This is a genomic window from Bartonella acomydis, assembly GCF_039543025.1.
Taxonomy (GTDB): domain Bacteria; phylum Pseudomonadota; class Alphaproteobacteria; order Rhizobiales; family Rhizobiaceae; genus Bartonella; species Bartonella acomydis.
Map to the genome: position 1 here is coordinate 70,071 of NZ_BAABIY010000001.1, position 19,667 is coordinate 89,737.

At 38.1% G+C, this 19,667-nt stretch carries 20 protein-coding genes; 8 read left to right on the top strand and 12 right to left on the bottom strand.

From position 1 onward, the window contains the following. The first annotated feature begins 8 nt into the window (after positions 1–8). A complete protein-coding gene (gene pssA, locus ABD909_RS00315; RefSeq protein WP_345095949.1) occupies positions 9–848 on the top strand; it encodes a CDP-diacylglycerol--serine O-phosphatidyltransferase in 840 nt (279 codons plus the stop codon). Between the two features lie 520 nt (positions 849–1,368). Here pssA and ABD909_RS00320 read toward each other — a convergent pair. From ABD909_RS00320 to rpsF, 9 genes are all read right to left on the bottom strand, one after another. Beyond that, on the bottom strand, positions 1,369–2,118 hold the full coding sequence (locus ABD909_RS00320) for an SDR family NAD(P)-dependent oxidoreductase (protein WP_345095977.1): 750 nt from the start codon (positions 2,116–2,118) through the stop codon (positions 1,369–1,371). A gap of 2 nt (positions 2,119–2,120) precedes the next feature. Next, positions 2,121–3,611: an amidophosphoribosyltransferase gene (purF, locus tag ABD909_RS00325; protein ID WP_345095950.1), complete on the bottom strand. Its 1,491-nt coding sequence runs from the start codon at positions 3,609–3,611 to the stop codon at positions 2,121–2,123. Between the two features lie 76 nt (positions 3,612–3,687). Further along, positions 3,688–4,269: a CvpA family protein gene (locus tag ABD909_RS00330; RefSeq protein ID WP_345095951.1), complete on the bottom strand. Its 582-nt coding sequence runs from the start codon at positions 4,267–4,269 to the stop codon at positions 3,688–3,690. 124 nt (positions 4,270–4,393) lie between these two features. Then, complete coding sequence (radA, locus tag ABD909_RS00335) at positions 4,394–5,788, bottom strand: DNA repair protein RadA (protein WP_345095952.1); 1,395 nt, start codon at positions 5,786–5,788, stop codon at positions 4,394–4,396. A 6-nt stretch (positions 5,789–5,794) separates the two neighbouring features. Further along, positions 5,795–7,285 carry a replicative DNA helicase gene (locus ABD909_RS00340; RefSeq protein WP_345095953.1) on the bottom strand — a complete coding sequence of 497 codons (1,491 nt, stop codon included), beginning with the start codon at positions 7,283–7,285 and terminating at the stop codon, positions 5,795–5,797. A 618-nt stretch (positions 7,286–7,903) separates the two neighbouring features. Continuing rightward, positions 7,904–8,491, bottom strand: a complete 588-nt coding sequence (gene rplI, locus ABD909_RS00345) for a 50S ribosomal protein L9 (RefSeq protein ID WP_345095954.1) — start codon at positions 8,489–8,491, stop codon at positions 7,904–7,906. A gap of 25 nt (positions 8,492–8,516) precedes the next feature. Next, the gene (locus ABD909_RS00350; RefSeq protein ID WP_345095955.1) at positions 8,517–9,506 is read right to left on the bottom strand and encodes a hypothetical protein; all 990 of its coding nucleotides are present in this window, start codon (positions 9,504–9,506) and stop codon (positions 8,517–8,519) included. Positions 9,507–9,661: 155 nt separating this feature from the next. Further along, a complete protein-coding gene (gene rpsR / locus ABD909_RS00355; protein WP_345095978.1) occupies positions 9,662–9,910 on the bottom strand; it encodes a 30S ribosomal protein S18 in 249 nt (82 codons plus the stop codon). Then, positions 9,910–10,317, bottom strand: a complete 408-nt coding sequence (gene rpsF / locus ABD909_RS00360; protein ID WP_345095956.1) for a 30S ribosomal protein S6 — start codon at positions 10,315–10,317, stop codon at positions 9,910–9,912. Before rpsF ends, rpsR begins: the two co-directional genes overlap by 1 nt. Before the next feature lie 342 nt (positions 10,318–10,659). Here rpsF and ABD909_RS00365 point away from each other — a divergent pair, with 342 nt between their 5' ends. From ABD909_RS00365 to gmk, 7 genes are all read left to right on the top strand, one after another. Further along, the gene (locus tag ABD909_RS00365; RefSeq protein ID WP_345095957.1) at positions 10,660–11,247 is read left to right on the top strand and encodes an undecaprenyl-diphosphatase; all 588 of its coding nucleotides are present in this window, start codon (positions 10,660–10,662) and stop codon (positions 11,245–11,247) included. 78 nt (positions 11,248–11,325) lie between these two features. Beyond that, complete coding sequence (gene fabD / locus ABD909_RS00370) at positions 11,326–12,270, top strand: ACP S-malonyltransferase (RefSeq protein ID WP_345095958.1); 945 nt, start codon at positions 11,326–11,328, stop codon at positions 12,268–12,270. A 20-nt stretch (positions 12,271–12,290) separates the two neighbouring features. Continuing rightward, positions 12,291–13,028 (top strand): 3-oxoacyl-[acyl-carrier-protein] reductase, encoded by a 738-nt coding sequence (gene fabG / locus ABD909_RS00375; RefSeq protein WP_345095959.1) that lies wholly within the window; start codon positions 12,291–12,293, stop codon positions 13,026–13,028. Between the two features lie 268 nt (positions 13,029–13,296). Continuing rightward, positions 13,297–13,533, top strand: a complete 237-nt coding sequence (locus tag ABD909_RS00380) for an acyl carrier protein (RefSeq protein ID WP_004860281.1) — start codon at positions 13,297–13,299, stop codon at positions 13,531–13,533. Positions 13,534–13,636: 103 nt separating this feature from the next. After that, positions 13,637–14,899 carry a beta-ketoacyl-ACP synthase II gene (gene fabF / locus ABD909_RS00385; protein ID WP_345095960.1) on the top strand — a complete coding sequence of 421 codons (1,263 nt, stop codon included), beginning with the start codon at positions 13,637–13,639 and terminating at the stop codon, positions 14,897–14,899. Between the two features lie 105 nt (positions 14,900–15,004). Continuing rightward, entirely contained in the window at positions 15,005–16,114 is a 1,110-nt protein-coding gene (mltG, locus tag ABD909_RS00390; protein ID WP_345095961.1) for an endolytic transglycosylase MltG, read from the top strand. 53 nt (positions 16,115–16,167) lie between these two features. Next, positions 16,168–16,836, top strand: a complete 669-nt coding sequence (gene gmk / locus ABD909_RS00395) for a guanylate kinase (RefSeq protein ID WP_345095962.1) — start codon at positions 16,168–16,170, stop codon at positions 16,834–16,836. Positions 16,837–16,870: 34 nt separating this feature from the next. Here gmk and rsmA read toward each other — a convergent pair whose 3' ends face one another. The 3 genes from rsmA to ABD909_RS00410 are packed head-to-tail and all read right to left on the bottom strand — an operon-like array spanning position 16,871 to position 19,664. Next, a complete protein-coding gene (rsmA, locus tag ABD909_RS00400) occupies positions 16,871–17,701 on the bottom strand; it encodes a 16S rRNA (adenine(1518)-N(6)/adenine(1519)-N(6))-dimethyltransferase RsmA (RefSeq protein ID WP_345095963.1) in 831 nt (276 codons plus the stop codon). Further along, positions 17,692–18,708 carry a 4-hydroxythreonine-4-phosphate dehydrogenase PdxA gene (pdxA, locus tag ABD909_RS00405; RefSeq protein WP_345095964.1) on the bottom strand — a complete coding sequence of 339 codons (1,017 nt, stop codon included), beginning with the start codon at positions 18,706–18,708 and terminating at the stop codon, positions 17,692–17,694. Before pdxA ends, rsmA begins: the two co-directional genes overlap by 10 nt. Then, entirely contained in the window at positions 18,708–19,664 is a 957-nt protein-coding gene (locus ABD909_RS00410) for a SurA N-terminal domain-containing protein (protein WP_345095965.1), read from the bottom strand. The genes pdxA and ABD909_RS00410 overlap by 1 nt, the downstream gene beginning before the upstream one ends. Between the last annotated feature and the right edge of the window lie 3 nt (positions 19,665–19,667).

The window sequence follows — 19,667 nt, forward strand, 5'->3', positions numbered from 1 at the left end:
GATAAACAATGAAAATTTTTTCACTATTTTCTTCATTTAATCTTGAGGGGCAACATGATGATGTTGCCAATAGATGGCGTTCGCCTACCCCAATGCGCTATATCATTCCCAATATCATCACTATTTTGGCGATTTGTGCAGGGATGAGCAGTATTCGTTTGGCTTTTGAGCATCGTTATGAGGGGGCTATTTTAATGGTGCTTTTAGCAGCAATTTTAGATGGTGCGGATGGTCGTATTGCTCGTTTAGTGGATGGAAGTTCATCTTTTGGTGCACAGATGGATTCTCTTGCTGATGTAGTTAATTTTGGTGTTGCACCGGCGCTTATTGTTTATTCCTTTATTTTAACGCAAGCGCATCAAGTGGGGTGGGTAGCAGCACTTGTTTATTGTGTTGCTTGTTGTTTGCGATTAGCACGTTTTAATGTCATGTTGGATAATGCCGATATACCAAAATGGCAGGAAAGTTATTTTGTTGGTGTTCCTGCCCCAGCAGGAGCATTATTGCTTTTATTACCCGTGTATTTGGGAGCACTTGGTTTGATACCAAGTTGGAGTTGGGCGTTATTTTTTAGCCTTTATACCGTAGTTATTGCATTTCTTTTGGTCAGTCGTTTACCAGTATGGAATGCAAAAACAATTGATCAAAATTTAAGACGTGATGTTGTTGTACCATGCATGTTAGGGATTGTTATCTATGTGGGTTTTCTTGCAACCTATACATGGTACACTTTATTAGTTACAGCCGTTGGCTATATGATTTTTCTTCCCTGTAGTTTTGTGGCTTATAATAAACGGGCTGCTTTAGAAGAGAAAAAAAATAACGCTAAAGCTATTCAAAAATCATAAAGCTTTTTTTATTTTAGGAAGAATAGCAGAAGTAGAGAGCAATTTAATTTAGGTTAGTGATTTTTATTCTCTGTCTATAATGAATAATAAGCACATGTTCTTTAAAGAGAGTAATATATTATTGCACTGCTCTTTTATAGATTTATTTCAAAGCAATCTCTCTTATTGCTTCAATCTCATTTTACAGCGACACCAGCAAAGGATATAATATCAAAGTCCATTTTAGACTTTTGTCTTTACACTTATAAAGACATAAGCCAGCGCCATCATCTTCATTAACTATATGATTTCTTTTGCGTTTACAACCATAATATCTATTTTTCCAGTGATTAACAATTAAAACAGCAAGAGTGTTTAGACGTTTCATGAAAAGCATACTGTTTTTTCATGATTTTTTCCACATATTGATTTTTTTGTAGTATGCAAGAGAGTTTTTTAATGAGAGAAAGTCTCAACTATCTTTGCAATATTCATTAAAGTTATAAAAAGATGGATTATTCTTACAAACCGATATGTTATCTTAATCAGGTACATGATAATCCATAAATCGATTTTTACGAACATTAAAAAGTTTACCTGTTACTTTCAAATCGGGGGAGGATAAATGGGCTATCTTTGCAGCGACTTCTTGTGGCGAAGGAAGTGTTTGAGGATTCTCTCCAGGCATGGCTTGTGTACGCATGGTGGTGCGAGTTGCACCAGGATCCACACAATTAATCTTAATAGGGGTTTGCTTTAGTTCTTCTGCCCAGCAACGGGCAATAATTTCTAAAGCAGCTTTAGAGGCTGCATACGGACCCCAGAAAGAGCGTGCAACATGAGCAACGCTTGAGGATAACAGAATTGCTCGTCCAGCATCAGATTTACGCAATAAGGGCTCAACGGCCTTCATTAAGCGCCATTGACTGAAGAGGTTTATTTGAAAAACATCTTCAAATACTCTATTTTCAGTATGTGCTATTGGTGAAAGTGTCCCAAGAATTCCAGCATTTGCGACCATAATGTCGAGTTTTTGCCAACGTTTGGCAATTGAAACACTAAGAGTATCAATATTGTCCATATGATGTAAGTCGAGTGGAACGAGTGTTGCTTGGGCACCTTTTTTTCGGATTTGATTATCCAATTCAGTAAGGCCACTAACCGTTCGTGCAAGGGCGATAATATGAGCACCGCGTGCTGCTAGCTCTAAAGCTAAATGGTAGCCAATGCCTCTTGAAGCGCCGGTAACAAGTGCAACACGACCAACGAGACTAAAATCAAATTTTATCATCATTAATCTCTTGTTTTCAGAACAGATGATTGATGGATTTGGGGAATGCTTTCTTGATCAACCAAATGTGTAGGATAGTGTCCGGTAAAATAATGATCAGTAAATTGTGGATCTGCGTTATTTCGTTTTTCTCCTGCTACAGCAAGATACAGACCATCCGTGGAAAGAAACTCTAATGAGTCAGCTCCAACAAAGCGACACATGGACGTTAAATTTGGATATTGATTAGCCAATAAGCTTTTAACATCGGGTGTATCAATACCATAAAAATCGGGATAGAAAATCATAGGGCTAGAAACACGCATATGAACTTCTTTTGCTCCTGCATCACGGAGCATTCGCACAATTTTAAGGGAAGTTGTTCCACGCACAATAGAATCATCAACTAAGATAACACGTTTTCCTTTTATGATAGAACGATTTGCTGAATGCTTTAATTTTACACCAAAAGCACGAATTTGCTGTGTTGGTTCGATAAAAGTGCGCCCAACATAGTGATTGCGAATAATACCAAGTTCAAAAGGGATGCCAATTTCTTGTGCATAACCAATTGCGGCGGGCGTTCCTCCATCAGGAACGGGCACCACAACATCACCTTCACAAGGTGCTTCCTGCGCCAAACGGATTCCCATATTTTTACGTACCGTGTAAACATTACGGCCTCCAACAATTGAATCAGGACGCGCAAAATACACATATTCAAAAAGGCAAAGTTTTTCAGGTTTTTCATTCTCTGGTTTTATAATTTTTTTTGTAATTTCCCCGTTTTTTTGTATTTCACAGATAATAATTTCTCCATTTTTGACATCGCGTACATATTTTGCTCCAATAATATCAAGAGCACAGGTTTCAGAACAAAAAATTGGTTTTCCATCAAGCTCTCCCATCACGAGAGGTCGAATACCTATCGGATCACGTGCAGCAATAAGCTTGGTGCGTGTGAGTGCTAACATGGCATATCCACCTTCTACTTGCCGAATAGCATCAACAAAACGATCAGAAGAAGATTCATAACGTGAACGGGCAATAAGATGAAGAAAAACTTCTGAATCCGATGTTGATTGACAAATAGCACCTGATGCAATGAGCTCACGACGTAATGTAAGACCATTGGTGAGATTACCGTTATGGGCAATAGCAATACCTCCGGCTTTTAATTCAGCAAAAAGAGGCTGAACATTACGTAATGCTATTTCTCCAGTAGTTGAATAACGGGTATGTCCGATAGCACGATTTCCCGGTAAACGAGCAAGAGTTGCGGGGTTTGTGTAGTGATCACCAACAAGACCTAAATGCTTTTCTTGATGAAATATTTTATTATGATAAGAAACAATTCCAGCAGCTTCTTGCCCACGATGTTGAAGCGCATGGAGTCCTAGAGCTGTTAATGTTGCGGCATCTTCATGCCCAAGAATACCAAAAACCCCACATTCTTCATGAAGAGTATCATCATCCAATAAAAAATCCTGACAGGAAATATCGCTTTTTATCATTATATTCTTTCAATTGTTTTATGAGGAATAATCATATCATACCTACATATTATTGAAAATATTTGGTCATGATACGCTATTCCTTATTTTGCTGAATGAGTTTTTCATGAGAGTGCTTATTCTGTATGGGAGCCTCATCTTTTTTGAAAATTTTTTCTGCTTTTTCAAGAACAGTATCGAAGTTTTTGGGAAGTTTTTCCCACACTTTTTGTCCCAATGAATCTAAAAAGGGTTTTGTTCTGGCATTTTTTAACCAGTTTGCTTGATTTTCTGGTTTAATAAGCGCATTAAGAAGCAACATACCGATGACTATGATGAATAAACCGCGAAGTGCTCCAAAAACAAAACCGATAGTACGGTCAAGGATACCAATACGACTATCGATAATAAAATCAGAGATCTTCATTGTAATGATTGAAGTAATAATAAGAATAATAATAAAAATTGTGACTAACGTTGCGATTAATGCAATTGTTTTATTAGAGAGATATTGCTCAAAAAAGGGCAGGATAGGTTTGAATAAAAATAGTGTAGCAACCGCTGCAATTGCCCAAGAAACTAACGATAGCACTTCACGCGAAAATCCTCTAAGCATAGCGAGAAAAGCGGACAAAAGGATGACTGCTACGACAATTCCATCAAGGACTGTTATGATCATTTGTTTGTTCCTTATACCTAAAGTTGTATTCTTGTAAGTTAATATACACATATACTTTTTGTTATGTCATTTTTTATTCTTATAGCAAGGGTCTTTTGTATTTTATAGAGTTTTTTCTATATTATTACGTGTATGAGGCGACAGATTTTTTACTTGCGGTAAGGGCGGCAACCAGCTCAGGAAGATCGGAGAATGTTTTTTGTTGAAAATTGAGTAATTTCGTTGTTTTGCTTGTTATTGTGGGGTGAACAGCTCCCTGAAAGCCGAGTTTTTTTGCTTCATTGATACGTTGTGCTGAATGTGCAACAGTGCGTGTAGCACCTGAAAGGCTGATTTCACCAAAATAGACGAAATTCGTTGGGAGAGGAATATTTGTAAGAGAAGATACCAAAGCGGCAGCAACGGCTAAATCAGCCGCTGGTTCTGATATGCGATATCCGCCCGCAACATTAAGATAGACATCATGTTGTCCAAAGCGGATACCACAATGGGCTTCTAAAACAGCAAGAATCATTGAAAGACGGTTTCCATCCCATCCCACAACAGCGCGTCGTGGTGTCCCAAGAGAAGAGGGGGCAACAAGCGCTTGAATTTCCACCAATATCGGACGTGTTCCTTCCATTCCTGCGAAAACAGCAGATCCTGGTGCTTTTTCATTACGTTCACCCAAAAATAATTCAGATGGATTGTTGACTTCTTGCAATCCTTTATCAGACATTTCAAAAACACCGATTTCGTGCGTTGGTCCAAAACGGTTTTTCACAGTTCGCAGGATTCGATAATGGTGTCCACCTTCACCTTCAAAATAGAGAACACCATCAACCATATGTTCGACAACCCGAGGCCCCGCAATTTGTCCATCTTTTGTCACGTGGCCAACAAGGACAACAGCTGCTCCTGTTTTTTTTGCAAAGCGGATCATGGCTTGAGCTCCGATACGCACTTGTGTGACGGTTCCAGGTGCTGAATCCGCAGCATCTGACCATAGGGTTTGAATGGAATCGATAATAACCATATCGAGATTTTTATGTTCACTTAAGGTTGCAAGAATATCCTCAACATTTGTTTCCGCGGCGAGTTTAACCTCTGTATTGGCAGCTCCAAGCCTTTGTGCACGCAGACAGATTTGTGCAAGAGCTTCTTCTCCTGAAACATAGATGACATTATATCCTTTTCGCGATAAAGCAGCAGCTGTTTGTGTGAGCAATGTTGATTTACCAATACCAGGATCGCCACCAACAAGGAGTGCAGATCCACGGACAAAGCCTCCACCGGTGACGCGATCAAGTTCAGTAATGCCAGAATGGATACGTGGAGCATCTTGAAGATCTCCGGAAAGGGATGTAAGAGGAATTATACGTCCTTTGCGAACATTTTGTACTGGACCAGTGCCGATACCACTATGTATATTTTCTTCAATCAGAGAGTTCCATTCACCACAAGAGCCACATTTCCCAGCCCAACGTGAATGAATGGTTCCACAATTTTGGCAGATAAATTGAACACGAGTGCGTGCCATGATATCTCAACCAATTTGTTCTGGAAGATAATTGCTATCTGCCAGATCACTAAAGCGTGTGTAATCAGACTGAAAAGCAAGAGGAACAGTTCCTGTGGGGCCATGGCGTTGTTTAGCCACAATAACATCAGCCTTCCCCATAATTTTATCCATTTCATCTTGCCATTTTGTATGTTCAGGAGTGCCTAATTTAGGTTCCTCATTTTTGAAATAATATTCTTCACGATAGACAAAAAGAACGATATCTGCATCTTGTTCAATCGACCCAGATTCACGTAAATCTGAGAGTTGTGGTCGTTTATCTGTTCTATTTTCCACTTGACGTGAAAGTTGTGAAAGAGCGATAATAGGAATATTCAGTTCTTTTGCTAATGCTTTTAATCCTGTAGTAATTTCTGTAATTTCTTGAACACGATTTTCTGAGGAACGCTTTGAATTGCTTGTCATGAGTTGAATATAGTCAATAAACAAGACATCCAAACCATGTTGTCGCTTAAGACGTCGCGCACGAGCAGCCAGTTGCCCGATTGATATCCCTCCAGTTTGATCAATATAAAGCGGTGCTTTTTGTAGGTAATTCATGGCACGGATGATTTTTGTAAATTGCTCTTCGGAAATATTCCCCCGTCGGATGTCGGAAGAAGAGATTTCTGTTTGTTCGGAAATAATACGGGTTGCAAGTTGTTCTGATGACATTTCTAATGAAAAAAATCCAACAATGCCTCCTTCATTTTCTTGTGTTTTGCTCTCACGATTACAGGCATTAGCAATGTTAAAGGCAATATTGGTAGCCAGTGATGTTTTTCCCATACCAGGGCGTCCAGCAAGGATAATTAAGTCAGATGCTTGTAACCCGCCCATCTTTTCATCAAGCGTTTTAATATGGGTAGCTATCCCTGATAAGTGTGAAGAACGTTGTTTGGCAGCACTTGCCATATCAACAGCTTTTTTGATAGCTTCATTGAAATTTTCAAATCCTCCCCCATACTTTCCCTTTTCTGCCAATTCAAACAACTGATGTTCAACAGTTTCAATTTGTTGAGATGGCGTAAGCTCTAAAGGAGCATCAAAGGCTGTATTAACAACTTGAGTTCCAAGATTAATTAAGGAACGGCGGATAAAAAGATCATAAATAACGCGTCCATAATCTTCTGTATTAATAATTGTTACTGCTTCTTTTGCTAAACGAACAACGTAATTATATACGGTGATATCGCCAATTTTTTCATCCGCAGGAATAAAGGACTTTATGGTAACTGGATTTGCAATTTTTCCTTTTTTAATAAGCTGAGATAAAACATCGTAAATTTTTTGATGCAGTGCTTCAAAAAAATGTTCGGGTTTTAGGAAATCGGAAACGCGATCATGCGCATCATTATTGATGAGAAGTGCACCAAGCAATGCTTGTTCAGCTTCAATATTATGTGGAAGTTGTTGAAAAGAAGAGGAGTCTTCTTTTTCTGAAGAACCGAAACTGATGATGCTTGTTTTTTCCATAAAAGTTTTTTCCCACTACAATTTCATATTTCTCTATTTTAGGCAATCAATTGAACATTACACCTCAAAGAGATAGGAAACTTAATCTTCCTTTTAAATTAGAGTCACATCTTCAATTTCTGTTTCATCATTTATGCGTTTTTTATATGTAGTCTATTCCTTTATATTTTATTTTCATAGTACGGGAATTTTAGAGAATATATAAATTTTCCAAATTGCACTTTTGATATTGTAAATAAAGTACAATACTATGTTCTGAATATTTTAACATAATATAATTTCAAAATTTTAATATTACTATGAGAATAATTTTTTTCTATTTTAATAATAGTATATAATTGGTTTATTGCTATGTGCGAATTTTCCTCTTTTAAAGAGGAGAGAGAAAGTAGTTTTTTGTTTTTATTTTAATAAAATACCTATTTTTTCTTACTATGCTCATAGTTTTTAATATGTTACGTTTTTACTCGATATACGAAACACTTTCGCCGATCAGAAACAAACTTCTTGATGCTAAGACAATAAAACACTCAACTTTTTAGGTTGAGTGTTTTTATAATATATCAATTTATTAAACGATGGGAAAATAATACAAATCAGAAAAATAATTAAACTTCTTTATTCATTACTGTTTGTATCATTCTCATTATCTTCTTGCGCTAATAATTCTTCCAGTTTTTCTTTATCAGTCTCTTCTTGAATATCACATGTTGCTTCAGGAGAGGTTAAATTTTCACCTTCTGCTTGGCGTTGTGCTTCACTCGCTGAACGCGCAACATTAATGATCACAGAAATTTGAACTTCAGGATGCAGACTAAGAGTGATGGTATGCAGGCCGATGGTTTTTATTGGATGGTTAAGTTCAACCTGATTGCGTTCAATAGAAAAACCTTCACTTGTTATAATTTCAGAAATATCACGCGTTGATACAGATCCGTAAAGCTGCCCTGTTTCACCCGCTGATCGGACGGCAATAAATGACGTACCATCAAGTTTTTCAGCAACTTTCTGTGCTTCGCTTTTACGTTCAAGATTGCGTGCTTCAAGTTGCGCACGCTGTATTTCAAAATGTTTTTTATTAGCTTCATTGGCGCGTAAAGCTTTTCCTTGAGGTAAAAGAAAGTTACGTGCATAACCATCTTTCACTGAGACAATATCACCCATCTGACCAAGACGAGGAATGCGCTCAAGTAGAATAATATCCATAGTTTTTCCTTTCGAACAGATAAATTTAATGAAGTTTTTTGTGTGATTGAAAGTTGTATTGAATAGCTGCCCAAATACCCATTAAAAGCATCATGAAAGAAATAGGTGGAGCAAAAACGATGGTTAAAATAGCAATGTAAACTAGAGAGAGAATAATAATTCGACCGTTGATCCCTTTTGTGATATTATGGAGATATGCAAGACCACTGATTGATATGATCACAGTATATGCAGAGCTAAAGACACGTGTGCTCAAATTAGCAGCAGCGTTAAAATCAATCATCGATGCTATGCAAACAAGAAGAAAAATAAAGATTCCAGAGATCGGAAGGCGTAGAGTTTGGCTCCAATCGTCACGGGGTCTTTTCAGCCATTTCATATGTTGTGCTGTTATCATCGAAAAATAAAGATTACCAATGAGAAAAATCAAACTATAAATAGTAAGAGCCATAGCAGTTAAAGTTGCTGCATGTGTCATTAAAAACTCATTAAAAGCGTGTATATCAGTTTCCTTTATTGATTGCGATTGTTGCATAGCTTGCGTTATGTCTGCAGTAATTTTTTTTGCAATGAGAGGTGTGGACGGACGAGTTTGAACATAGAATCCGATAAAGGTTGCTATAAGAGCGATAAAATTGGTTAAATGAAAAATAACGGATGATAAGGGATACCATATCAATGTATTTTCTTTTTGTGTTGATCGTGCAAGCCCAAGAAGCCAAGAGGCATACACAGCAGGAAGAAAAAATAACAGCATAAAACCAAAGGCAATATAGATATCGGTGGTGATGATAAGAACAACAGTAGCAATTATGAGAGCAACGAGGCTAGCGAATGTTCCTTGACCGAATGCAACAATGAAAATTGGCAATGAAAGAAAGCAACCAAGAAGAAGAGAAAGATATGACACAATAGACGCAATATTTGCGATGCTGATAATTGCCATTCCTATCACAACAGCAAATAACCCTGCTAAAACACCGGTCATTATTTTATAAAGATGAAAATTTTCCATTTATCGCTGTCCTGCCTTCTGCAGTTAGAGGCATTATAACACCCCAACTTTTGCTTTTGGTATTTATATCTTAATACAATCTATAATCAGCTATATGGCTAAATCATAGGGAAAGCGACTGGGGAATTCCCCCAGCAGCAGAGTTCACAAAGAGCTTACCTTATAACATATGGAAGCAAACCTAGAAAACGAGCACGTTTAATGGCTTTAGCCAATTCACGCTGCTTTTTTTGACTAACAGCTGTGATTCGTGAAGGAACAATTTTCCCACGTTCTGAAATATAACGCTGCAATAATTTGACATCTTTATAATCAATTTTAGGAGCATTTGTACCTGAAAACGGACATGTTTTACGGCGACGGTGAAAAGGACGACGTGTTGCAGCTTGATTCATATCATTCATCATTCTACTCCTTCTATGGCATCTTCACGTTGACGACGCGGGGAGCGAGCACGCTCTTCATCTTGACCAATGTGAGCATTACGATCAAGACGTGAGAGCATGACAGATTTTTCTGTTTCGTGTTTTTCCACACGAATGGTCATGTAACGCAAAATATCTTCATTGATACGCATCTGACGTTCAACTTCAGCAATTGCTGCGGCTGGCGCATCAATATTAACCAACACATAATAAGCCTTACGGTTTTTGCGAATACGATATGCAAGGGGACGAAGACCTAAATTTTCTACACGCCCAACTTTTCCACCGTGCGCTTCAATGACACTTTTGTAAAGATTCAAAAGTTCATCGATTTGCTGTGGAGCAATATCCTGTCGGGCAAGGAATATATGTTCATAAAGAGCCACTGTTTTGCCTTTCTTCAATTAAACTTTACCGATTTTAGCGCAAAGCCCCTGCGACTTGTCTTTTTGGGAGAACCAAAGAAGAAAGGACGCGTTTACAATTCGAGACATTCGAGAGTGAAGACACAGGAGGCCGAAAACATCGCGTTCTCTACTGGTTAATTTCCAGTCCTCCGTTCAATCTCCAGCTAAAATGTCGGTAACAAACGTTTGACATTTACAGCTTATCTTTAAAAATAGCAAGTTTATGTACATAAAAAAATTGAATTATGAAATCTTGATATTGTTCATATCACTTTTATAAAGGGATAACGCTATAAAGCTATAAACATGGAGGAAAGAAGGATGGATTTTTTTAACCGGATTGACGTTGCACTATTGGGAATACTTGCTGGTAATCATCAATCTTGGTCAGTTTTAGTGTTGTTTAGTATTTTTTGCGCAAAGTTTTTGATTTATATTGTTCCATTACATCTTTGTGCATTGTGGTTTTGTGGGGGGAATATAGAACGACACGTCGCATTAAGCATTTGTATCAGCATTTGTATTGCTCTTTTTATAGGTTATCTCATTTCGCTCACTTATTTTCATCCTCGCCCGTTTGTTGTAGGATTAACAACTTCACTCATTCAACATCGTGCAACGGCTTCTTTTCCAAGTAATCATGCCTTGACTATTGCATCCTATACAGCAACTCTTTATTTTTATCGATACAAAATTTCTTCTAGAGTTGCGGTGGTGTTTTTATGTTTGATCTGTTGGGGACGTATTTTCGTTGGTGTACATTATCCTCTTGATGTTGTCTCTGGTACCATTTTAGGAACTTTTATAAGTTGGGGCGTTATTCAGTTTATGGCACCTTATTTCCCTAAGTTTTTATACCAAATTCCACCATTAAAATATAACGTTAAAAGAAATATCCATTTTAAATAAGGCACTTCATCTTGATTTGCATGGATGAATAAGATCAAAAGAAAATAATTTAATGGCACAATGTTTAGGAGTCGATGGATGACAACAGCTTTTATTTTTCCAGGACAGGGAAGTCAGCTTGTTGGTATGGGCAAAGCGCTTAAAGAGCAATTTGTTGCAGCACGTATAGTTTTTGAAGAAGTTGATGATGCTTTAGGTGAGAAATTATCAAATATTATTTTTGAAGGGCCAGCAGATATTTTGACACTAACAGCAAATGCGCAACCAGCATTAATGGCTGTATCTATGGCTGTTATTCGTGTAATGCAACAATTGGGGTTTGATATAGAAAAAAAAATAAAATTTGTTGCCGGCCATTCTTTAGGAGAATATTCGGCTCTTTGCGCCGCTGGTACATTTAGTCTTACTGATACAGCAAGACTTTTGCGCATTCGTGGAAATGCTATGCAAGCTGCTGTTGCTGTTGGGGAAGGATCTATGGCAGCACTTATTGGTTTGAGCGAGCAAGATGTAGAAGAAATTTGCCAAGCAGTTTCTCGAGAAGGGATATGCCAGATTGCTAACGATAATGGAGGAGGGCAAATTGTTATTTCAGGTAAAACAAAGGCGATTGAGACAGCGGTAGAGATTGCCTCAAAAAAAGGTGCTAAACGTGCAGTTCTTCTTCCGGTTTCCGCACCTTTTCATTCGACTTTAATGCAGCCTGCTGCGGATGCCATGAAGAAAGCACTTTTGACTGTTAATAAAAAGGCTCCTCTTGTTCCTTTAGTTGCCAATGTTTCTGTTGCTGCAGAAACTGATCCAGAGCGTATTATTATGCTTCTTGTTCAACAAGTAACAGGGAGAGTACGCTGGCGTGAAACGATAGAATGGATTGGTGTTCATGGGGTTGATACACTGTTTGAAGTTGGTTCTGGAAAAGTGTTAACAGGTTTAACGCGTCGTATTAACAAGGATATAAAAGGATTAACAATTGGAACCGTTGAAGAAATAGAAGCAGCACTACAAGTGCTTGGTGTTTAATCTATCAAGGAGTCTAAAAAATGTTTAAATTAACAGGTCGTAAAGCTCTTATAACGGGAGCATCGGGAGGAATCGGTGAGGCAATTGCACGTTGCTTTCATGCACGGGGAGCAATTGTTGGGCTTCATGGAACGCGTAAAGATAAGTTGAAAGAAGTCGCTACAGATTTAGGACAAGATGTTTTTGTCTTTCCTGCTGATCTTTCTAATCGCCACTCTATTAAGCAATTGGCTGAAACGGCAGAAAAAGAAATGGGTGGTGTTGATATCTTGGTTAACAATGCAGGGATCACCCGAGATGGCCTTTTTGTACGCATGCAAGATAAAGACTGGGATGATGTTTTAGCAATCAATCTCACAGCTGCTTCTATTCTGACACGTGAATTAACACATTTTATGATGCGTCGTCGTTATGGAAGAGTTATTAACATAACATCTGTTGTTGGTGTTGTTGGAAATCCTGGACAAACAAATTATTGTGCCGCAAAAGCTGGCTTAATAGGCTTTTCTAAAGCATTAGCGCAAGAAATTGTTTCACGAAACATCACTGTTAATTGTATTGCTCCAGGATTTATTCAATCTGCCATGACCGACAAACTTAATGAAAAACAAAAAGAAGCTATTATGGCAGCGATTCCAATGAAACGCATGGGGAATGGAGAAGAAATAGCTTTTGCTGCTATTTATTTAGCGAGTGATGAAGCGGCATATGTGACGGGGCAAACCTTACATATCAATGGCGGGATGGCAATGATCTGAGTATTTGCTTTATTGCACATTGATTTATAAGTCGTATTATTTTAGATAGTAACGAATGAAATAGGCGGATGTGTCTATTTCTTTAAAAATTGTGGGTTAATCAATTTATATCGGAATGTCAGACTATCAGATTGTTTCATTTTGTAGGGGATATCCACAGGATGTTTTAAATCGCTGCTAAAATCTTTAGAGCAATGCATCTATTACTTGATTAGATGATCCGATATAACTAACCAAATTATAGGAAAATAAATTCGAGGATTTCAACATGAGTGATACAGTAGAGCGCGTTAAGAAAATTATCGTGGAGCATCTTGGAGTGAATGCAGATAAGGTCGTGGAAAACGCAAGCTTTATCGATGATCTAGGAGCAGATAGCCTTGATACGGTTGAGCTTGTTATGGCTTTTGAAGAAGAGTTTGGTGTAGAAATCCCAGATGAAGCCGCTGAAACGATTTTTACAGTAGGTGATGCAGTAAAGTTTATTGATAAAGCTTCTGCATGAAACTGAAAAGCAAAAGCATTTTACGCTTTTGCTTTTATTTTTGGGAGGCTATTTCTAAGAAGAGAGCTTTGAGAGGGAAATCTCAATCCAAGGTTGAAAAGTTATGAGACGTGTTGTTATTACTGGTTTAGGATTAGTATCTCCATTGGCTGGTGATGTTGAATATAGTTGGAAACGCCTTCTTGAGGGGGAAAGTGGTGTTCGACGCATTACTGAATTTGATGTTTCAGATCTGCCATGCCAGATCGCTGCTCGTATTCCATTGGGAGATGGAACAGATGGTACATATAATGCTGATATGTATATGGATCCCAAGGAGCAGCGTAAGGTTGATGCATTTATTGTTTACGCAATGGCTGCTGCTGGTCAAGCACTTACAGATGCTGAGTGGTTTCCCAACAGTGATGAAGAACAGGTTAATACAGGTGTATTAATTGGTTCAGGGATTGGTGGCATTGAAGGTATTGTTGAGGCTGGTTATACACTTCGCGATAAAGGTCCACGCCGTGTTTCTCCTTTTTTTATTCCAGGACGTTTGATTAATCTTGCTTCTGGCTATGTGTCTATTAAGTATGGTTTGCGCGGTCCCAATCATTCAGTTGTAACGGCTTGTTCCACAGGGGCGCATGCTATTGGTGATGCAGCGCGTTTAATTGTATTGGGGGATGCAAATGTTATGGTGGCTGGGGGGACAGAGTCTCCAATAAACCGAATATCTCTTGCTGGTTTTTCTGCTTGTAGAGCGCTTTCTACTTGTCGTAATGATGATCCTGAACGTGCGTCACGTCCTTATGATGCTGATCGTGATGGTTTTGTGATGGGTGAGGGAGCAGCAGTTGTCATTTTAGAAGAGCTTGAACATGCAAAAAAACGCGGTGCTCACATTTATGCTGAGATTATTGGCTATGGTTTATCTGGAGATGCTTACCACATTACTGCTCCTTCAGAGAGTGGTGAAGGTGCACAGCGTAGCATGATGGCTGCTCTTAAGCGTGCACAAGTGAATATAAGTGAACTTGATTATATTAATGCTCATGGCACTTCAACGATGGCTGATGTTATAGAGTTGGGAGCTGTTGAGCGCGTTTTAGGGCATTATGCGCCACAGGTATCCATGTCATCAACAAAGTCATCTATAGGACATTTACTTGGTGCAGCTGGTGCAGCTGAGGCTATTTTTTGCGTTTTAGCTATACGAGATAATATTGCTCCCGCCACCCTTAATCTTGATAATCCATCAATTGAAACAAAAATTGATCTTGTCCCACATAAACCGCGTGAACGAAAAATTGATACGATTCTTTCCAATTCTTTTGGATTTGGTGGGACGAATGCGTCTTTAGTCATGCGGCGCTTTGGAGGATAAGAAATTATTTGTTTTTTCTGTGTTCTCTATTTTATTATAAAATTATAAAAATTTAAGCGGGAAGATTATAATTGTAATACTTAAAACTTGTTGAGGGTGATAGTTGTGTCTGATGTGAAAAATGGAAGATCACTAAAGGACTTAAAGAATTCCTCTTCGTATAATAGAGTAGATAATAATGCTATGTTAGCACATAAGAAACGAAAGAAATCGTTTATCGTACGTAACCCGTTTGTTATTCTTGGCCATTTTTTTCTGATGCTGATTGTGGTTATTATTTTAGCCATAAGCATTCCTCTTTATATTGGCAAAACTATTTTTGAAGCAAAGGGGAGGACTGAAGAGGAGCAAGTTGTTCTTATCTATCCTAGAACAGGAATTCGTGAAATTGCGTCACTTCTTGAAAAACGTGGTTTCATTCTATCATCTGACATTTTTGTTTATGGCGTTGGTTATCACCAAAAAACAACACATCTCAAAGCTGGTGAATATTTAATTCCAGCCCATGCTTCGATGCGTGATATTATGGATATTCTTGTGAAAGGAAAATCTATTGAATATACATTCACGGTGCCAGAAGGTTTGACGGTTCAACAAGTTTTTGATCGATTAGCTGCTAACGAAATTTTAATCGGGGATCTCCCAGAAGTTTTGCCTCCAGAAGGCAGTTTAATGACGGACACTGTTCGTTTTATTCGGGGGACAACGCGTAAAGAAATTATAAACAGACTGCGTGAAGGGCAAACAAAATTAATTCATGCTATATGGGCTACGCGCTCGCCTGATTTGCCAATAAAATCAATTGATGAATTTGTTATATTGGCATCAATTGTCGAAAAAGAAACAGGAATTGCAGCAGAAAGACCGCAAGTTGCTGCGGTGTTTTATAATCGTCTTGCAAAACGGATGCGTCTTCAATCTGATCCAACGGTGATTTATGGTCTTTTTGGTGGAAAAGGAATGCCACCCGGTCGCGCGATTTACCGTTCAGATCTTGAGAAAGAAACACCCTATAATACTTATAAAATTAATGGGTTGCCACCAACAGCTATTGCAAATCCAGGACGTGATTCTTTGAAAGCAGTGGCGCATTCACCAAGTAGTGACGTACTCTATTTTGTCGCTGATGGTTCTGGAGGGCATGTTTTTTCTAAAACTTTAGAGGAACATAATATGAATGTACGTAAATGGCGTGCATTTAAAGCAACACATTGATTTTTGGAGTTATAGAAAACCTATTATTAAAGTTTTGAAAAAAGTAGAACAGTATGATGACAGCCTTTGAAGATGAATTGAGTATAAAAAAAAGAAATCGACGTCGTGGTTTTTTATTTATTCTTTCTTCGCCTTCAGGAGCTGGTAAAACAACCCTTTCTCGATTACTTTTGAAAGATGGACAATTAGAACTCTCCATAAGTGCAACAACACGGAAAAAACGTGCTAGTGAAGTGGATGGTCTTCATTATCATTTTCTTTCAAAGAAAGAGTTTGAACGCAAGCGTGATGGAGATGAGTTTATTGAATGGGCAGAGGTCCATGGAAATTATTACGGAACTTTACGCGAAAGCGTTGAAAATGTGTTAAAAACTGGGCAAGACATGTTGTTTGATATTGATTATCAAGGTACCGAGCAGCTACAAAAAAAGATGCCAGACGATACTGTATCTGTTTTTATTCTTCCACCATCAATGAAAGAACTTATTTCGCGTTTACATCGTCGAGCAGAAGATAGCCAGGATATTATCGATTTACGATTGAAAAATGCGCGAACGGAAATGCAGCATTGGCGTTCTTACGATTATATAGTCATTAATGAGGATTTAAATCAGTCCATATCACTGATTAAATCGATTTATTTAGCCGAAACAGTAAAACGTGAGAGATGTGTTTTTCTTGAAACTTTTATTGATGGACTTATTGCTGAAAAGATTGCTTAATATTTTTTTATTATTTAAAAAAAAATGATACTTTTTAGATTATCAAATTCGCTAAAGTCACAAATTCAGCAATTGAAAGTGTTTCAGCACGACGTGTTGCGTCGATTCCTGATTTTTCTAAAAGCATTTCACCTCCAAGAGTTTTAAAATTTTGACGAAGCATTTTTCGTCTTTGTCCAAAGGCGATTTTTGTAACAAAGCTTAATTTTTGTGCAGAGCAATTGAGAGGTTGCATTCGCGGTATGATATGAACAAGAGAAGAAGTTATTTTGGGAGTGGGCGTAAAGGCTTGAGGAGGTACATCAAAAGCAATTTTAGCAATGGTACGCCAGCCAGTTAAAACACTAAGACGTCCATAGTGAGCAGATTGAGGTTTAGCAGTGATACGTTTGGCAACTTCGTGTTGAAACATCAATGTCATTGATTCATAAAAAGGGGGCCATGGTTCAACCAACAGCCAATTTAGTAAGAGTTGTGTTCCAATATTATAGGGAAGATTTGCAATAATGCGTGGTTTTTCTGGAGATGTTTCAAAGAGTTTTGAGAAATTTTGCTTTAGCGCATCATTATAAATAACTTTTAGTTTTTGTGGATAGTGTTTTTCTATTTCTAAGAGAGCTGGTATACAACGCGCATCACGTTCTATGGCTGTTACTATGGCACCCTTTGCAAGCAAAGCACGTGTCAAACCTCCAGGACCTGGTCCCACTTCAATAACCGGTTTTCCTTCTAGATTTCCTGCTTGACGAGCAATTTTGGATGTTAAATTAAGATCAAAAAGAAAATTTTGTCCCAAAGATTTATGAGCTAGCAATCCATATATATCAATGACCTCACGCAGAGGAGGTAAATTATCTATTGGCATGATATCAAACTATTTTCTGCAAGTTGATTTGCCAGTTTAAGAGCAGCAATAAAACTTTCCGGAGAAGCTATCCCTTTCTCAGCAATATCAAAAGCAGTTCCGTGATCTGGAGAAGTACGAATAAAAGGCAATCCTAATGTGACATTAACAGTAGTGTTAAAGTCTAATGTTTTAACGGGAATAAGGGCTTGATCATGGTACATACAAAGAGCAACATCATATGTTTTTCTAGCCTCCTCATGAAACATTGTATCGGCAGGTAATGGACCAACAATATTAAGTCCCTTCTTTTTAAGATGTTCAATAGCAGAAGTAATAATTTCAGTATCTTCGTTCCCTATTGCTCCTCCTTCTCCAGCATGAGGATTAAGTCCAGCAACAGCAAGACGAGGTGAAGTGATTTTAAATCGCGCTCTTAAGTCATGTTCAGTAATAAGTGCCGTTTGAATGATTAAATGACGGGTGAGATGTAAAGGAACTTCTTTAAGTGGTACATGCACAGTAATCGGTACAGTTTTTAATCGAGGCCCTGATAACATCATAACCGGATGGTAATATTTATGAGAGATTTTATTGGCCAAATCAGCTAAAAATTCTGTATGACCTGGAAATTGAAATCCAGCTTCGTAAAGACTTTTTTTGGCAATAGGACAAGTAACCAGTGCGCAGGCATGTCCACTTTGAATCAATTGAACACCGCGCTCAATAGCCTCAATGATTCCAGCAGCATTGTTTGGAGAAGGGTAACCTCGCTGATCACTTTGTTGATTTTTTAATGGTATGACAGGAAGAGCGACGTGAAAATTTTTTACCGGATTATTATTTGTTAAAACAGCTTCTACCTCAACATCTATTTTCAAAAAACGAGCACGTGAACGAAGGATATCTGGATCAGCAAGTAAAACAAAAGGCGGAACTCGACACTTAACACGTAAATTCCACGCTTTTAGAGCTATTTCAGGGCCAATTCCGGCAGGATCACCGCCACTAACAACAAGTGCAGCCATTATGAGTTTTGAATACGAGCTACTCGACGCAACTCTTCTAAATATTTTTCACTTAATTTTTCAAGTTTCTGCGAGCTTTTTTGTTTACTATCTTGAAGAGAAAATATGAGCCGTGCCACGTAATCATCAGAAACTCTTTTTATTTTGCAGACAGCCACTGCCTCAATCCCATCAGAGGTTTCCTGAAAGTGAGTCATTTTCCCAGCAGGCGTTGCAAGAATAGCTTGTTCCCACGCACTAGGAAGCTGGGGCTCAAGAAATTTTCCCAAGTGACGAATCGTAACATCTAAGATGCCTCTTGCCTGATTGTGGGCATTCGCACATCCATGGAAATGTGTGCGGAAGTTGTTGGCTTCTCTCTGGCGTCTTTCAAGAATTTCTGCACGGCGATGTGGAGGAATAACAAAAATAATTCTCTGTAATGTGTATTCATTTGTTGAAGGTTTTACACCACCATTTTTTAATATTCTGCGAACAGCTTCTTGTTCGCTAATCACACCTGTTTCAGCTTGATAACGTGCATTAACAAGACGCCCCCATCCCATTTGTCCACGGATGTAATCCTTAAAGTGCTGTATTGTGATATCATTTTGAATCAGAATCTGATTAAGTTGATCAATAGCCATATTATTTTGCATTGCAAAATTTTCAAAAGCTTTATCAACCTCATCATTGCTCACTTCAATATTTCGGCGTTTAATTTCAATATTTTTGAGAACTTCATTGATAAGCTCATTTTTAGCTTGCGAAGTGAGATTTCCCTGTTTTTGTTGCAATTTGAGAAAAGCTACACGCCTTTGAATATCGTAATTTGTAATAGGATTACCATTGACAGTGACAACAATGCTCGTTTGTGCGAAGACCGGTGAAATAAAAAATTCACTTACCAGTAAATTGTTCACACTCAAGGGTGCAATACAAAATAAAGCAAGAATACGCTTTTTCAATTTATTCATGTA

Bases quoted from the DNA above. Each gene is read 5' to 3' on its own strand.
- fabF (WP_345095960.1), top strand. From the start codon at position 13,637: ATGAGACGTGTTGTTATTACTGGTTTAGGATTAGTATCTCCATTGGCT.
- ABD909_RS00380 (WP_004860281.1), top strand. From the start codon at position 13,297: ATGAGTGATACAGTAGAGCGCGTTAAGAAAATTATCGTGGAGCATCTT.
- pssA (WP_345095949.1), top strand. From the start codon at position 9: ATGAAAATTTTTTCACTATTTTCTTCATTTAATCTTGAGGGGCAACAT.
- rpsR (WP_345095978.1), bottom strand. From the start codon at position 9,910: ATGAATGATATGAATCAAGCTGCAACACGTCGTCCTTTTCACCGTCGC.
- fabG (WP_345095959.1), top strand. From the start codon at position 12,291: ATGTTTAAATTAACAGGTCGTAAAGCTCTTATAACGGGAGCATCGGGA.
- rplI (WP_345095954.1), bottom strand. From the start codon at position 8,491: ATGGATATTATTCTACTTGAGCGCATTCCTCGTCTTGGTCAGATGGGT.
- ABD909_RS00320 (WP_345095977.1), bottom strand. From the start codon at position 2,118: ATGATAAAATTTGATTTTAGTCTCGTTGGTCGTGTTGCACTTGTTACC.
- ABD909_RS00350 (WP_345095955.1), bottom strand. From the start codon at position 9,506: ATGGAAAATTTTCATCTTTATAAAATAATGACCGGTGTTTTAGCAGGG.
- gmk (WP_345095962.1), top strand. From the start codon at position 16,168: ATGATGACAGCCTTTGAAGATGAATTGAGTATAAAAAAAAGAAATCGA.
- ABD909_RS00340 (WP_345095953.1), bottom strand. From the start codon at position 7,285: ATGGAAAAAACAAGCATCATCAGTTTCGGTTCTTCAGAAAAAGAAGAC.
- fabD (WP_345095958.1), top strand. From the start codon at position 11,326: ATGACAACAGCTTTTATTTTTCCAGGACAGGGAAGTCAGCTTGTTGGT.
- ABD909_RS00365 (WP_345095957.1), top strand. From the start codon at position 10,660: ATGGATTTTTTTAACCGGATTGACGTTGCACTATTGGGAATACTTGCT.
- purF (WP_345095950.1), bottom strand. From the start codon at position 3,611: ATGATAAAAAGCGATATTTCCTGTCAGGATTTTTTATTGGATGATGAT.
- pdxA (WP_345095964.1), bottom strand. From the start codon at position 18,708: ATGGCTGCACTTGTTGTTAGTGGCGGTGATCCTGCCGGAATTGGCCCT.
- radA (WP_345095952.1), bottom strand. From the start codon at position 5,788: ATGGCACGCACTCGTGTTCAATTTATCTGCCAAAATTGTGGAACCATT.
- rsmA (WP_345095963.1), bottom strand. From the start codon at position 17,701: ATGCCAATAGATAATTTACCTCCTCTGCGTGAGGTCATTGATATATAT.
- ABD909_RS00330 (WP_345095951.1), bottom strand. From the start codon at position 4,269: ATGATCATAACAGTCCTTGATGGAATTGTCGTAGCAGTCATCCTTTTG.
- ABD909_RS00410 (WP_345095965.1), bottom strand. From the start codon at position 19,664: ATGAATAAATTGAAAAAGCGTATTCTTGCTTTATTTTGTATTGCACCC.